At 41.0% G+C, this 15,254-nt stretch carries 12 protein-coding genes; 11 read left to right on the top strand and 1 reads right to left on the bottom strand.

Translation table 11 applies throughout. From position 1 onward, the window contains the following. The first annotated feature begins 25 nt into the window (after positions 1-25). From BN1546_RS06980 to BN1546_RS06945, 8 genes are all read left to right on the top strand, one after another. Positions 26-616 carry a restriction endonuclease subunit S domain-containing protein gene (locus BN1546_RS06980; protein WP_090736817.1) on the top strand — a complete coding sequence of 197 codons (591 nt, stop codon included), beginning with the start codon at positions 26-28 and terminating at the stop codon, positions 614-616. Then, positions 597-3,806: a type I restriction endonuclease subunit R gene (locus BN1546_RS06975; RefSeq protein ID WP_090736815.1), complete on the top strand. Its 3,210-nt coding sequence runs from the start codon at positions 597-599 to the stop codon at positions 3,804-3,806. Before BN1546_RS06980 ends, BN1546_RS06975 begins: the two co-directional genes overlap by 20 nt. 44 nt (positions 3,807-3,850) lie before the next feature. After that, positions 3,851-4,852, top strand: coding sequence for a RhuM family protein (gene rhuM / locus BN1546_RS06970; RefSeq protein WP_176702327.1), 1,002 nt, complete (start codon positions 3,851-3,853; stop codon positions 4,850-4,852). After that, positions 4,849-6,033: a restriction endonuclease subunit S gene (locus BN1546_RS06965; RefSeq protein ID WP_090736810.1), complete on the top strand. Its 1,185-nt coding sequence runs from the start codon at positions 4,849-4,851 to the stop codon at positions 6,031-6,033. Before rhuM ends, BN1546_RS06965 begins: the two co-directional genes overlap by 4 nt. Positions 6,034-6,048: 15 nt before the next feature. Beyond that, the gene (locus BN1546_RS06960) at positions 6,049-7,647 is read left to right on the top strand and encodes a type I restriction-modification system subunit M (protein ID WP_090736808.1); all 1,599 of its coding nucleotides are present in this window, start codon (positions 6,049-6,051) and stop codon (positions 7,645-7,647) included. Positions 7,648-8,006: 359 nt separating this feature from the next. Continuing rightward, the gene (locus BN1546_RS06955) at positions 8,007-8,996 is read left to right on the top strand and encodes a tRNA dihydrouridine synthase (RefSeq protein WP_090736805.1); all 990 of its coding nucleotides are present in this window, start codon (positions 8,007-8,009) and stop codon (positions 8,994-8,996) included. A 53-nt stretch (positions 8,997-9,049) separates the two neighbouring features. Beyond that, positions 9,050-9,619 carry an SF0329 family protein gene (locus tag BN1546_RS06950; RefSeq protein WP_090736802.1) on the top strand — a complete coding sequence of 190 codons (570 nt, stop codon included), beginning with the start codon at positions 9,050-9,052 and terminating at the stop codon, positions 9,617-9,619. An 89-nt stretch (positions 9,620-9,708) separates the two neighbouring features. Further along, positions 9,709-10,269 (top strand): amidohydrolase family protein, encoded by a 561-nt coding sequence (locus BN1546_RS06945; protein ID WP_090736799.1) that lies wholly within the window; start codon positions 9,709-9,711, stop codon positions 10,267-10,269. On the opposite strand, the gene BN1546_RS06940 is transcribed toward BN1546_RS06945, so the two are convergent. Continuing rightward, positions 10,266-11,207 carry an AraC family transcriptional regulator gene (locus BN1546_RS06940; protein WP_090736794.1) on the bottom strand — a complete coding sequence of 314 codons (942 nt, stop codon included), beginning with the start codon at positions 11,205-11,207 and terminating at the stop codon, positions 10,266-10,268. The two genes, BN1546_RS06945 and BN1546_RS06940, sit on opposite strands and share 4 nt — an antisense overlap. 227 nt (positions 11,208-11,434) lie before the next feature. Here BN1546_RS06940 and BN1546_RS06935 point away from each other — a divergent pair, with 227 nt between their 5' ends. The 3 genes from BN1546_RS06935 (at position 11,435) to BN1546_RS06925 (ending at position 15,171) form a co-directional block, all read left to right on the top strand. Continuing rightward, complete coding sequence (locus BN1546_RS06935) at positions 11,435-12,454, top strand: glycoside hydrolase family 88/105 protein (RefSeq protein WP_090736791.1); 1,020 nt, start codon at positions 11,435-11,437, stop codon at positions 12,452-12,454. Positions 12,455-12,466: 12 nt separating this feature from the next. Continuing rightward, entirely contained in the window at positions 12,467-14,641 is a 2,175-nt protein-coding gene (gene gnpA / locus BN1546_RS06930; protein WP_090736789.1) for a 1,3-beta-galactosyl-N-acetylhexosamine phosphorylase, read from the top strand. 158 nt (positions 14,642-14,799) lie between these two features. After that, positions 14,800-15,171 carry a hypothetical protein gene (locus BN1546_RS06925; RefSeq protein ID WP_225683773.1) on the top strand — a complete coding sequence of 124 codons (372 nt, stop codon included), beginning with the start codon at positions 14,800-14,802 and terminating at the stop codon, positions 15,169-15,171. Positions 15,172-15,254: the final 83 nt, after the last annotated feature.

Below are 15,254 nucleotides of genomic sequence, written 5' to 3'. Positions count from 1 at the left end.
TAATTTAAGAAAGGCACGAATTTATATGAAGAAGTTAGATAGTATAGTAGAGTTCGTGAGTGGTTCACCGCAATTTAGGATTATAGAAGTGTTCGATGATAAAGCACCACTTTATACCTATTATGGACAACAAGATATTGAAGATGATTTGGTTGGTATTGATTCTAATGGTAGTGACAGCAAACAAGTACGGACCTTGGATATGGTCAGTACGCTATGTCAAGGGGATATTGTTTTTAGTTTGATATCGGGAAAATCTACTATAGTTGGTGTGAAGCATCAGGGATATCTATACACGCAAAACTACGTTAAATTAGTAACTGATGAAAAGGTTGACTCAAAATATCTTGTTTACTTACTTAATGAAGATAAATTCATTAAGAAACAGTTTCAAAAGGGGCTACAGGGGTCTCAAGTTCTAAAATACACACTGAAACAAGTGAAAGAGCTTGAGCTACCAGATCTGCCAACAATAGAAAAACAGCGCATAATCGGTGAACTCTATTTCAGCCAATTGCGACTAGAAGCATTGAAAATTAGAGCGGCAAATTTGGAAACTACCATAGTATTAGAAAAGCTTAGGGGGCAATCAATAAATGACCGAGAATCAATTTGAAACAGAATTAATTCAATACCTGACGAGTCGCACAATTGTAGAACAAGAACATCCTGAAAGAACGGGTAACTTTGATATCAAAGAATCAAGTGCTGGCTACATAGTGAAAACAAAATTATGGAAATACGAACCGCATATTAAATCTACAGAACAACTCTGGAATAATTTCAAGGCGATCCTGGAACAACACAATCAGAATACGCTTGACCATCCGTTAAGTGTGGTGGAATTTAATCAAGTTAAGAAAATTATCTCTGATATTCAGACCCCCTATGAAGCAGGGCAGTTCTTATATGGTTTAAATGGGGTTTCGCAAATCGAAATAGATTTAGATGATGGACGTCATGTGTTTCTTACTGTATTTGACCAAAAACAAATAGGGGCTGGAGATACCGTTTATCAAGTGGTCAATCAAATCAAACGACCATCAGTGATCACAGGAAAAAGAGAATGTCGTTTTGACACAACTCTCTTGATTAATGGTCTACCAATCATTCAAATTGAAGAAAAGCGTGATACGCGTAATGTCGATGAAGCGCTCAATCAGATGCAGCAATATGCTGCAGATCATCAGTATCGTGATATTTTCTCAACCTTGCAAATTTTGGTGGCAATGACACCAAATAATGTGAAGTATATGGCGAATACGACGGCAGATAAATTTAATAAGGATTTTGCTTTTAACTGGCAACGCAAGAGTGACAATACCATCGTGCGTAACTGGAAAGAATTTGCTGATTCTATGCTTTCGATTCCAATGGCGCATCAAATGGCTACTAACTACATGATTTTGGACGGAACAAAGAACAAACAAACGTTGAAAGTGATGCGTCCGTATCAAGTGTATGCGACACAAAATGTGATCGAGGGCTTGAAACGTTCAGATTTTGAACTTGGTACCAATAAAATCGGTTATATCTGGCATACAACGGGATCTGGTAAAACGATCACAAGCTTCAAAACGGCATGGCTGGCAAGTCGTATGCCGAAAGTGGACAAGGTTGTCTTTGTTGTGGATAGAATTGCTTTAACTAAGCAAACCAATGAAAATTACAATGCCTATGATCCTGATGCGACAGAAGACACGTTTGGTAGCGTTCAGAACACAGACAATACGACTGATTTGAGTCGTAAGCTTAAAAGTAAAGACAACAGCATTATTGTTACTTCGGTTCAAAAACTGGATACCTTGGTAAAACGCAAAACCTTTCAAGCTCCAGATAAGAATATCGTATTTATCGTGGACGAAGCCCATCGTTCAACTGGCGGTGACTCATTCAAGAATATCCAAAAGGCTTTTAAGAAATCTGCTTGGGTAGGCTATACGGGAACACCGATGTTTGATGAAACGACCACTGGTCTTCGAACAGAAGATATTTTTGGTCCACTATTACATGCATATACCATTCGTGAAGCGATTGCTGACCGTAATGTGTTAGGATTCAAGGTGGATTTTGAGACAACAATTGACGAAAAACAAATGAAAGAACAATATCTTCCTGCGTTCTACCGTGAACGTTATCCCAACTGGAATGAAGAACGAATTCAAGAGAAAATCAACAATCTTTCCCAGGAAGATATGGATGATGCTGTTGAACCCAGTTTCTACGATGAAAATTCGGATCATATTAAATTAGTAGTGCAAGACATTTTCAAAAATTGGCGTAATCGTTCTAATGAAGGCAAGTATAATGCTTTGTTCACAACTCATGTGGGTGGTGGTAAAGCAAGTACGCCAATGGCAATGATGTATTTTAAGGAGTTTCAACGTGTCAACGAAGAAAATAAGAAGAATGGCGGACAAACATTAAAAGTTGCGGTGACATTTAGTCAAAACACGTCAAACAATGATAGTATGCTTGCCACAAATCAAGGTTTGCACCATGCCATGACAGCTTATAATGCTGAATTTGGCACATCTTTTGGAATGGATGATGTTTCTGGCTATACCCAAGACGTGACTTCGCGATTAAATAAATCGGTCACCGATCAAAATTTCCTCGATTTGGTTATTGTGGTTGACCAGTTATTGACTGGTTTTGATGCACCTGAACTTAACACACTTTATGTGGATCGAACCTTGAAAGGTGCTGGGTTAATTCAAGCCTATTCAAGAACGAATCGTATTGCAGATATGCAAGAGAAGCCATGGGGACGTGTGGTGAATTACCGATGGCCTGCTCAAAATGAGAAGTTAATGAATAAAGCACTTGCTGTTTATGCCAATAAAGACTCAGCCATTTTGTCTGAAGAAGAACAACGTGAATCTAATCAGAAAGATGGTATCATCGCTAAACCATTTGAACATGTATTTAATGGAGTGAAAGAAGTGGTGGGGAAGCTAGGTAGCTTAACATCTGATTTTCAACAGTTGCCTCCATCTGAAAAGAAAAAGGACGAGATGCTCGATTTGCTCCGTGAATATAACAGAGGAATGGCAAAATTAAAGCAATATGATCCAGATGAAGTTGATGGTGAAAAAGTCGGATTTAACTATGATGATCGAGATGAGTTAATAGAGAAGTTAGGGATGACTTCAGATCAAGAAGTCATGTTGACAACAGTATTAACCAATGAACTAAAGTCACATATTGCTAAAGAGAAGAAAATCCCTATCTATCAAATCGAACTGCGCATGACACATGTGAAGGATGTTAAAGTAGACTACGATTATCTTACTGAACTCGTGGAACGATTATTGAACGAAGTCCACGAAGGCAAAGATGAAGAAGCCAAAAAGACGCAAGAAAAAATCAACCAATTTGCGAATGGGTTGGATGATCGTAACTATGCGACTAAAATTATGAATGCAGCTACTGCAATTATCAAAGGTCACTTCCCACCTGCAGGCTCTGACTTCAAGTATCCTGTGAAGCTGAGTGACAGTGAACATATTATCCAGCAAGCAAACAACGTCAGCCTGGATCGAAGGTTTCTTGACTTCCGAGTGAAGTGGGGAATCACTGATATTATCACAAGTGCTCAAATGCGAGAGTTGTTTAGTCGTCATCGCTACGGAGAGAAAGATTTGGATGACACGGGTCAAATTCGTGATATTATCGCTCAAGCCAGCTCTGACTACATGACACTGGCTCATGATGAGAACGTGCAGTCTTTAGCTAGAATGAAATATCGCAACGGTTTGCGAGACGCAATTTATGAGCTAGCGGATGAGTTGGCAGAAAGTTAACCTGGTCGAAACTGTTCAATAAGGGTTGCAGATGGGAGATTGTGATGAACGAAATACAATTTTTAATGTATGATGCCGATGAAAAAGTCGAAGTGCTTGTTCAAGATGAAACGATTTGGGCAACCCAAAAGATTATTGCACAACTTTTTGATGTTGGAGTTCCAGCCATCAGCAAACACTTGAAGAATATTTTCCAGTCTGGAGAATTGGATGAAAAAGTGGTTATTTCTATTTTGGAAAATACCACTCAACATGGTGCAATAGAAGGAAAGACACAGACGAACACTGTTAAATGTTACAATCTGGATGCCATTATATCAGTTGGCTATCGTGTAAATTCACAAAAGGCAACAAAGTTCCGTATATGGGCAATGGATGTCTTGAAAGAATACATCCTTAAAGGTTTTAAAATTGATGTTGAACGGATGAAACAAGGTGAGAATGTTTTTGGCAAGGATTACTTCCGTGAGCTGATTGAAACTGTCCGTTCCATTCGAGCAAGTGAGCGACGTATATGGCAACAAATATCAGATGTATTTGCGGAAATTTCATACGACTATGACAGGAACGCAGAGATCACCAAGAAGTTTTATGCGACAGTTCAAAACAAGTTTCATTATGCCATTACAGGCAAAACGGCTGCTGAAATTGTTTATGACAGTGCCGATAAAGATAAAGAACACATGGGTCTCACTTCTTGGAAGAACTCGCCCGATGGCCGTATCTTACAATCTGACGTATCCGTTGCGAAGAATTATTTATCGGAAAAACAAATTCGCAGTCTGGAGCGTAACGTATCCGCGTATTTCGACTATGTAGAGCGTCTGCTCGAAGACGAGATCTTACTGGGCATGCAGGACTTTGCAAAAAGTATTGATGAATTCTTAACATTCAATCGCTATGAAATCCTGGATGGAAATGAGCACATTTCACAAAGTGCGGCTAAGGAAAAGGCTATTGGCGAGTATAAAGAATTCAATAAGCATCAGAAAATAGTTTCTGATTTTGATAGAGTAATTAAGACCATACAGGGAGAGCAGTCATGAGCGAACATAAAGAAAATGTACCTAAATTAAGATTTCCTAGATTCACTGATGCTTGGGAAGAGCGTGAGTTGGGGGAGTTATTAAAAGAACACAATGAGTTTACTAAAGGAGGAATATATCCAATAGTTACTTCATCACGTAAAGGATTGTTTTTACAAAACGAATACTTTATTGGTGCACGGAGTGGTATAGATGAAACATTAGTTTTTCATCTGGTTCCAGAAAATTATATAACTTATCGACATATGTCAGACGACTCTACTTTTCATTTCAACAAAAACAATATGGGTACGCCTGTTCTTGTAAGCAAAGAATATCCTGTGTTTACTACCAATCAGGAAGCTTTTGATGAGTTTATCCTTTCTAATTTGAATAATTCAAAAGATTTTGCTAACTTTTCACATATGCAAAAAAAGGGTGGGACACGAGTTCGTTTATATTTTAAAACCCTCCAATCGTACAAGTTATTGCTTCCTTCAATTAAAGAACAGATTACAATCGGAAAATTCTTCAAACAACTCGACCACCTCATCACCCTTCATCAGCGTAAGTTAAATAACGTGAGAAATTTGAAGGCTGGATTGCTTCAAAAAATGTTTCCGAAAAATGGCGAGGATTTTCCTGAAGTTCGTTTCCCTGGTTTCACTGACGCTTGGGAACAGCGTAGGTTGGGGGATGAAGTTCATATTACGATGGGACAATCACCTAATTCGGAAAATTATACAGAGAATCCTGATGACTATATTCTTGTCCAAGGAAATGCTGATATGAAAAACGGAAAAGTGTTTCCTAGAGTATGGACAACTCAAATTACTAAACAAGCTGATAAAGGTGATTTAATTTTAAGTGTACGTGCTCCAGTCGGGGATGTTGGTAAGACTGACTTTGATGTGGTTTTAGGCCGAGGTGTAGCTGGTATCAAGGGAAATGAATTTATTTTTCAACTGCTTGGAAATATGAAACAAAATGGATATTGGACAAAATATAGTACTGGGTCTACCTTTGAATCCATTAATTCTAATGATATAAAAGATGCAGAAATTCTTGTTCCATCAATGGACGAACAAAAGCAAATCGGTACCTTTTTCAAACAGCTCGACCACCTCATCACCCTTCATCAGCGTAAGCTGGAACACTTACAAGAACAGAAGAAAGCACTACTACAACAAATGTTTATCTAGGAGGAAAATAACAATATGAGCAATAATCTACAAGCTATTACAACAAAACTGTGGGCGATGGCCAATGAGCTTCGTGGAAGCATGGATGCTGCAGAATACAAAAACTACATTTTAGCCTTTATGTTTTATCGTTATCTGTCAGAACACCAAGAACAGTATTTAGTTGAAAATAATGTTATTGATGTTGCCGCTGGTGAATCGATCAATAGTGCTTACTTAGAACAAGCGAATGGTGACGAGTTGAATGACTACTTAGAAGATATTTCTGCAAGTTTAGGCTATGCCATTGCACCGCTTGATACTTGGGAATCTTTAGTGCATAAGATTGATAATAGCATGGTGATTCCAAGTGATTATCAAACTATTTTTGATAACTTCAATCGAAACGCTGAATTAAATAAAGAAGCTGCGAAAGATTTTCGTGGCGTATTTAACGACATTAATCTTGGAGACTCGCGTCTAGGTTCTTCTACCAATGAACGTGCAAAATCACTTAACCGAATTGTAAAGCTTGTTCATGGCATTGAATACAAGGGTGAAGATAACAAGGATATTCTTGGTGCAATCTATGAATACCTCATCGGTCAATTTGCAGCAAGTGCAGGTAAAAAAGGTGGAGAGTTCTACACACCTCATGAAGTTTCTAAAGTATTGGCTAAAATTGTAACGGACGATGTAGAAGAATCGGAACATACCTTTTCAGTATATGACCCGACTTGCGGTTCGGGATCATTGTTATTAACGGTTCAAGGTGAGCTGCCTGGTGGAGATAAACCCGGGGCGATTAAATTTTTTGGTCAAGAAAAGAATACGACAACATACAACTTGGCTCGTATGAATCTGATGATGCATGGTGTTTCATTTAATAACATGACTCTGTCTAATGCTGACACACTTGAAAGCGATTGGCCTGATGGACCAGATGCCCAAGGAACTGACCACCCACGCTCATTTGATGCTGTAGTTGCGAATCCTCCTTATTCTGCTCATTGGGACAATAGCGAAACGAAACTCAAAGATCCACGTTTTAGGGAATATGGTAAACTCGCTCCCCGAACTAAGGCAGATTATGCATTCATTTTACACAGCTTGTATCATCTGAATGATACTGGAACAATGGCGATTGTATTACCGCATGGTGTCTTGTTCCGTGGTGCAGCGGAAGGTGCGATTCGCCAAACGATCATTGAGAAAAACTATCTTGATACAGTTATAGGCTTACCTGCCAACTTGTTTTACGGCGTATCCATCCCAACTACGATTTTAGTATTCAAGAAAAATCGTAAAACAAAAGACATCTTGTTTATCGATGCAAGCAATGAGTTTGAAAAAGGTAAAAATCAAAACAAACTTACTGATAAAAATATCAATAAGATTATCGAAACGTACCGAAATCGTGTAGATGTTGATAAATATGCTCACGTGGCATCACTTGAAGAAATCAAAGAAAACGAGTTTAACTTAAATATTCCTCGCTACGTGGATACGTTTGAAGAAGAACAAGTCATTGATCTTGCCGAAGTGAGTAAGCTTTTAGAGCAAGATAAAAAAGAAATCGCTGAACTTGAAGCCAAAATCAATGAACAGCTGAAAATTTTGGGTATTCATGTGTAGAATTTGACGAAAAGGGTCAAGGATATTATTCCTCGGCTCTTTTTTTAAGCCATTCGCTTGGGAACGGCATAGGCTGGGGGAAGTTATGTCGTGCAGTATTTTTATGAACTGCGGCGCAGTACGTTATAGAAGATGGCAAGGAGGGGCGGCGCTCTTCCTTTTTTTGCGAGCTTTTGGGAAGTATGCTCTTCTATTGAGTATGATATACTCATTTAGATGTCTATGCTTAACATATACTGCTGTTTGAACTACGATGCTTAAACATGTTATATGTGAAGAAGAAGCAAGGACATGAACAGGTTAGATTTACCATTTTGGGGCCAAAGATTTGTCCTGGTATTTATAGAGGAGTTTTTGATATGACGAATAATTTTTGGCGTGAGTTGCCACGACCTTTTTTTGTACTGGCACCGATGGAAGATGTGACGGATGTTGTGTTTCGCCATGTCGTAAGTGAAGCAGCCAGACCGGATGTGTTTTTTACGGAGTTTGCGAATACAGAGAGTTATTGTCACCCGGAGGGGAACAAAAGTGTACGCGGGCGTTTGACTTTTACAGAGGATGAACAGCCCATGGTGGCCCATATCTGGGGAGATAAGCCGGAATATTTCCGTGAAATGAGCATCGGTATGGCGAAAGAAGGCTTCAAAGGCATCGATATTAATATGGGTTGTCCTGTAGCGAATGTAGCCGAGAATGGGAAGGGAAGCGGTCTGATCTGCCGTCACGAAATCGCAGCGGATATCATTCAGGCCGCCAAAGCCGGGGGACTGCCCGTCAGTGTAAAAACAAGGCTCGGTTTCACTGCCGTAGACGAATGGCGCGACTGGTTGACCCATATTTTGAAACAAGACATTGTGAATTTGTCCATTCATCTGCGGACAAGAGAGGAAATGAGCAAAGTAGACGCTCACTGGGAACTGATTCCGGAGATTAAGAAACTTCGTGATGAGGTGGCACCAGATACACTGCTGACCATTAACGGAGATATTCCGGACCGTCAGACCGGCTTGAAGCTCGCTGAGCAATATGGAGTAGATGGCATTATGATTGGGCGTGGTATTTTCCAGAATCCATTTGCGTTTGAGAAGGAGCCGAAGGAACACAGCAGTGAGGAATTGCTTGAACTGCTGCGGCTACATCTAGATCTCCATGATCATTATTCAGCGCAGGAGCCACGTTCGTTCAGCCCTCTCGCCCGCTTCTTCAAAATATATGTCCGTGGATTCCGAGGGGCAAGTGAACTCAGAAACAGCTTAATGAACGCCAAATCAACAAGTGAAGTGCGTACATTGCTTGATGAGTTTGGAAGCAAGAATCATGATGAGGTAGAGGAACATGGAAATTAAATTGCCAAGTTGGGGACGGGCTGTTAATAGGCATTAAAAACATAGGAGGATATATGTCCTGGAGTAAATTGAAGCAACAACTGGAGAGCTTCCTCTGTCCTGCGTTAGACGGTAGGGTCGAATACCGGGCAACCAGTTACCGTTATTTGCCTGATAAATCTGGAGTTTGTTATATAACTGTAGATAAGAAGAACATACTCAATATGAACGATATCACTAGTCCAATCAAATGGTATCAGACGGAGTTGGAAATCAAGAATGATCCAGATATCCAAGTTCCTATCAGCAATGAAGAAATTGAAGCGATCAGAAAAGATACTAATGAGAATGTTCCGGAGGATCGTCTACAAGTAATAGCAAGAGGTAGAAAAATATCAGAGCATGCAAAGGAGCTTTTGTCAGCACAGGCCTTATTAAGCAAGTCTAATTTTAATGTTGTAGCTAATAAATTTTTAACTACTTCTATAGAGGACAGCTTAGAGAGTAATGATATCTTATTGAATATTCTAGCTTTAGTGGACAGACGAGTAGGAAAAAAGCGAATTTTAAACATGTCTGAGAAGATGAAGCTAAAGCATCCGATTGTGCAGTATTTTTATGAGTTGCGGCGCAGTACGTTATGAAAAAAATAACTTTCAATAATGGGGACACTTCGTGTCAGGGTTGTTCTCACTGAAAACATGAATGAAGACTTGAAAGAAATCGGGGAAAAGTGGAGTGGAAAACAGGGCAAACCGGCTTCCATTATCATGTCTTTTCCCTGTTTTTTATATCGGGCTATACCGCCTTGATTCCTACTTTGCAGGCTGGGTATCCCGTTGCGAAATTGGATACAAGCCTAACGAAGGTGAATGAAACGGTTAAGGAAAATTCGCGGCTTGTGTACGACTCCATGCTGAAGGGGCTGCGTCAGGCTGTAGAACATGAGATCAAAATTGGAATTGGAACGGATGCCGCAATGTCTTACGTCACTCACTATGACATTTGGCAGGAACTGGATCACTATATGAGACAAACGAAACTGAATGCGGGTCAGGTCATCGAACGGGTAACAAAGTCTAATGCGGAAATCCTAGGCATTGATCATCTTACAGGGAGCATTGATACCGGAAAACAGGCAGATTTAATCGTGCTGGAGGACAACCCTTTGGACAACATAAAAGCTTTGTCGAATGTAGCTATGGTTATGGTGAGAGGAAATCTTATACCAACACCATCGGTAACCCGAATTCAGGAAGTGGACGAGCTGCTGGATTCAGTTTGGCAAAATTAAACCCATCCGGTAAACTCCAGTATAGACGCTTTGGCCGATTGTGCTTCGGATTGCGCTCCTTTACGCCATTCTTTAGGCGGCTCTCCCATAAGCTTGGAGAAGCATCGATTGAAGCTGGAAATGGAACGATAACCGACTTGCTCGGAGATGGAAAGAATGGAGTCATCTGTGCTTTTTAACTGCTTGCAGGCCTCTTCGATTCGGGTGCTGTTTAGGAAATCAAGAGGCGACGTTCCCATAATCTCATGAAATTTTCGGCGAAAATGAGTTGTACTTAAATGGCATAGATCAGCCAAAAAATCAATGTTAACAGGTGTCATATAATTTTTAGTGATGTATTCCAAAGCCGGAGAAATGGCAAAATCGCTTTTCCGGCTATGTACTGTTTCTGCATCTTTCAATGATTCATTCCTGGAGTGAATTCTGAGAAGTTCTATATAAAGGGATAACAATAAGCCGTAGGCGCTTTCCTGATAGTAAGGATTCTGTTGTTGTAACTCCTCTACGATCGAAGTCGCAAGTGTATACACCTTGGGATGCTGCTCTTTGTTTAATATACAGTTCGTTCCCTTCATCACCCACAAATTGGGCTCAAAGTTTCTGTAAGCGCTTTTAAAGGAATGTTGGAAAAGGTCCTCTGGCGAAAAAAAGATATAAGACCAAAGGCTGGCTGTATTTGGCGAACTGTACGTGGTGTGAGGAAGATACCTGGGAATGAAAGTTACATCCCCGGCTTTGAAGGGGACAGTTTCTCCTTTGATCTCCATGAAACCGCTATCCGAATAGCAAATACCAATCTCCAAATGGTTATGAAAATGGAGATGCTCACTTTTAATATCTGAAATCTTCCAACGTTCACCGCTTAACAGCAAGACAGGGAAGTTTATAGGCAAGCTGTAATGTCGGTATTCTATAATGGGCTTCTTTTTTCTGGGCATATTCGATACTCCCATAACTTGGATTTGAGTAGATTATAGGTCAACGCTATGTCAAGTTTAGCCAGCAGGTATACATAAATGATTGAAATTGCGCAGTTTTGTTGCGAATGTGCTTAGAGTGAGACTATTTTACTGCGTACAATGGAATAAGTAAAGCGTTTCCAAAACAGTGACAAACCGCTCTCAAGCGCCTTTGGGGGCGTGTGCACTAGGAGAGGGGAATAACAATGCTTCAATTAAATTATGACAAGGAAGAAATATTAAGAGTCATCGACAAAGTCGTCAGAAAAACCATGGCGATGGATTTAACGTGGGATTGGCCCTGCGGTGTGGCTTATTATGGTGTATCCAGAGCCTATACCCAAACAGGGAATAAAGAGTATCTAAATATGCTTGCCCAGTGGGCAGATGAATACATCGAGCTGGGTCTGCCGCACTGGACGGTTAACACATGTGCCATGGGTCATATGCTGATCACATTGTATGAAGAAACAGGGGACCAGAAATATTGGGATATTGTGATGAGCAAGGTGGATTACATCCAAAACAATGCTCTCAGGTTCGGAGACCATGTTCTGCAGCATACGGTATCCGTTGCTAATGATTTTCCAGAACAGGCATGGGCAGACACGTTGTTTATGGCGGCATTCTTTCTGCTGCGTGTAGGAACCAAATTAAAGGACGAGAAAATGATCCAGGATGCCTTAAATCAATATTACTGGCATATCAAATACCTGCAAGACCCTAGTAGCGGCTTCTGGTACCATGGCTACAATAATGTCAAACAGGATCACATGTCCGGATTTTTCTGGGGAAGAGCGAATGCTTGGGGAGCATATACCATGTCGCAAGTCAAAATTCATTTGAAAGACTGGTATTTGTATCCGCCGTGTATGGACGTGGAATGTTCCCTTCGGGATCAACTGGCTGCATTGAAGGGTGTTCAAACAGAGAATGGCTTGTGGCGGACGGTACTGGATGACGAGGAGTCCTATGAAGAAGTATCTGCATCTTGCGGTATTGCGGCGGCCATGATCAATAACGGCAATCCACTGCATACCAAATACGTGCAAAAGGCATTGGAGGGCATCTTAAACCATATTAGCGAAGACGGACGGGTATTGGGTGTATCGGGCGGCACGGCGGTTATGAAAAATCGTGAAGGGTATCGCAATATTCCAAAAGACTGGATTCAGGGCTGGGGACAAGGCTTGGCGTTGGCTTTTCTATCCGATATGTTGAATTAGGAGGGATCGAAGTTGTCTAAACAAACAACGGGGGCCTTTACGCTACCAGGAGAATCTGGTTATGAGGCGCTGACCCTGAAATTAGCTGAACGATGGGGCGCTGATGTCATCCGTGACAGTGACGGCACGCAGTTGTCCGATGAGATTATAAACGCTGGGTACGGCATTTATTCTACAATCTGTATCATCAGAGATCATAACGAGTGGGCGTCCCGCAATCTGGATAAGCTGCAACAGTGTTTTTTAATTACGAATCCGAAGGTAGCTGTACAGGATTATGTATCCATCTATCTGATGGAGGATTTTTTTGCAGAACAATTCAAAGTGAATGATTCTAAAGAGGCGCTTAACTACTGGCAGGTTTTTGACAGAACGACCGGGGAAGAAGTTCCAAGAGAACAATGGAATTATGAAAGGGAATCCGGAAATGTGGTCATTACCGGCATTGCTCCTTGGCATAAATACACGGTAAGCTTCATGGTCTACCGGATCTGGGAAGAGATTTCCATGTACAATCACACCACGAATCATTGGGACAAAGAGCATTTAATGCAGATTGATCCCATGTATACAGAAACGCAACAGTATCTGCTGAATTGGATGGAGGATTGGTGTCTTCATCATAAGGAAACCACGGTTGTCCGGTTTACCTCCTTATTTTATAACTTCGCCTGGATTTGGGGCAGCAATGAGCGCAATCGCCATCTGTTCTCTGATTGGGGGTCATACGATTTTACGGTAAGCTCAAGAGCGCTTGATCTATTTGCGAAGAGATATGGGTATTCGATGACTGCCGAGGATTTTGTGAATGGCGGGAAGTACCGCGTCACACATATCCCGGCTGAGCAACGCAAGCTGGACTGGATGGCATTTATCAATGATTTTGTAATCGAATTTGGCAAGAAATTAATTGATATTGTGCATAAGCACGACAAGCTGGCCTATGTGTTTTATGATGACAGTTGGGTTGGTATGGAGCCTTATAATGACCGTTTTCAAGAGTTTGGATTTGACGGGTTGATTAAATGTGTGTTCTCAGGTTATGAGGCGAGGCTGTGTTCAGGTGTGAAAGTGAATACGCATGAGATTCGGCTGCATCCATACTTATTTCCGGTTGGCTTAGGCGGGCTTCCTACCTTTATGGAGGGGGGCGACCCCACGCTAGATGCCAAAAAGTATTGGATTAATATCCGACGCGCCCTGTTGAGGGAGCCTATTGACCGGATTGGACTGGGTGGATATTTGCATCTTGTAGAGCCTTACCCGGATTTTTGCGATTACATCGAAAAGATTGCCAATGAATTTAGAGAAATCAAAGAACTGCATCATGAAGGCAAACCCTATCATATGAAGACGAAGGTAGCTATTCTGCACAGCTGGGGAAAATTGAGATCGTGGACCTTGTCTGGCCATTTCCACGAAACGTATATGCATGATTTGATTCATATCAATGAGGCTTTATCCGGATTGCCGGTTGAAGTTGAGTTCATTAATTTTGAAGATATCCGTCAGGGTATACTACAGGATTGTGATGTAGTCATCAATGCAGGCTCTGCCGGTACAGCATGGAGTGGTGGACAGCATTGGAATGACAACAAGTGTGTGGACTTACTGACGAAATGGGTTTATGAGGGTGGTACCTTTATTGGCATCAACCAGCCCTCTGCGGTTGAAGGCCACGACAGCTTTTTCAGAATGGCACATGTTCTCGGACTGGATGAGGATACAGGCTCCAGAGTAGGTCATGGAAGATGGGCATACGAGGCTAGGGATGAGCATGGTTTGGTGCCTGAGGGAGCCAGTATAACGCCAAAGAATAGCATTTATCTTACCGATGGGTCAGCTGCGGTAGTGGAGGAAACGAGTGGTATGATAACACTATCCACTCATGCCTTTGGTAAAGGAAAGGGGATCTACCTTCCTTCTTTCGAATTCAGCTGGGAAAACACAAGGTTGCTACTGAATATAATTCGGTTTGCAGGCAATGAGTTACATGAAACGAAGTACATTACAGATAACCTATATACAGAATGTGCTTATTATCCAGAAAGTAAAATGTTGGTTGTTATTAACAATAGTGATCAACTGCAAAGAACAGCGATTGAAACGGACTATGGCAAACAAACCATGGAATTAGAGCCATATGACACCATGATCACCCATATCGGCTTAACAAAATCGGTATAGAAACGGAAAATAATAAGAGTAGCGGTGTCAAGCCCTCCTTTTTTTAAGGAAGGGCTTTTTGTTTCAACATCTCCAAAAAATCCAGCCAATTTACCGGGGATTTTGTCCATTCAAAAGCATTTAGTCCTTCATTAACTATAAGTATAACAATGAAGGAGATGATTTTTTTGCGAAAGGCAACTTTAGTGAAAATTAGAAAAGCGGAAGCAAAATTGGGGAAAAAACTGAAAAAAAGAAGCCATGTGGTTATGAATGTTAGAAAAGCCATTCGTGTAACTCAACTTGGAGATGGATTCGCACGTTTCACTTTCGCTCCGGTCACTCTTTCTCCCAATAGCTTTAGAAGCACTACGATTAACGGTAACGACTACAACCTGATTAGCGGCTCATGGACTTTCTCTGGAAATGAACAAGGTTTTCTTCTCAATAATTATTCCGCAGCCGAAGACAGATGGGTATTTACTGCATGGAATCCAAGCGGATTCACAAGAACGGTATCCTATGCTGTTATCGCCAAACGGAAGCCATAATTCCAATGTCATCGTTAGCAGGGAAAAGGAGCTTGAGGCTTCTTTTTCTTGCTAAATGCAGAAAAAATTTTGAACAAACCTTC

Source organism: Paenibacillus sp. Mc5Re-14, from assembly GCF_001049835.1.
In the GTDB taxonomy this organism is placed as follows: Bacteria; Bacillota; Bacilli; order Paenibacillales; family Paenibacillaceae; genus Paenibacillus; species Paenibacillus polymyxa_C.
The sequence above is the reverse complement of the archived record's forward strand: the minus strand, read 5'-3'. Positions and strand labels throughout refer to the sequence as shown.

Coding starts and splice junctions, on each gene's coding strand:
- BN1546_RS06980 (WP_090736817.1), top strand. CDS start 26: ATGAAGAAGTTAGATAGTATAGTAGAGTTCGTGAGTGGTTCACCGCAA.
- BN1546_RS06975 (WP_090736815.1), top strand. CDS start 597: ATGACCGAGAATCAATTTGAAACAGAATTAATTCAATACCTGACGAGT.
- rhuM (WP_176702327.1), top strand. CDS start 3,851: ATGAACGAAATACAATTTTTAATGTATGATGCCGATGAAAAAGTCGAA.
- BN1546_RS06965 (WP_090736810.1), top strand. CDS start 4,849: ATGAGCGAACATAAAGAAAATGTACCTAAATTAAGATTTCCTAGATTC.
- BN1546_RS06960 (WP_090736808.1), top strand. CDS start 6,049: ATGAGCAATAATCTACAAGCTATTACAACAAAACTGTGGGCGATGGCC.
- BN1546_RS06955 (WP_090736805.1), top strand. CDS start 8,007: ATGACGAATAATTTTTGGCGTGAGTTGCCACGACCTTTTTTTGTACTG.
- BN1546_RS06950 (WP_090736802.1), top strand. CDS start 9,050: ATGTCCTGGAGTAAATTGAAGCAACAACTGGAGAGCTTCCTCTGTCCT.
- BN1546_RS06940 (WP_090736794.1), bottom strand. CDS start 11,207: ATGCCCAGAAAAAAGAAGCCCATTATAGAATACCGACATTACAGCTTG.
- BN1546_RS06935 (WP_090736791.1), top strand. CDS start 11,435: ATGCTTCAATTAAATTATGACAAGGAAGAAATATTAAGAGTCATCGAC.
- BN1546_RS06925 (WP_225683773.1), top strand. CDS start 14,800: ATGATTTTTTTGCGAAAGGCAACTTTAGTGAAAATTAGAAAAGCGGAA.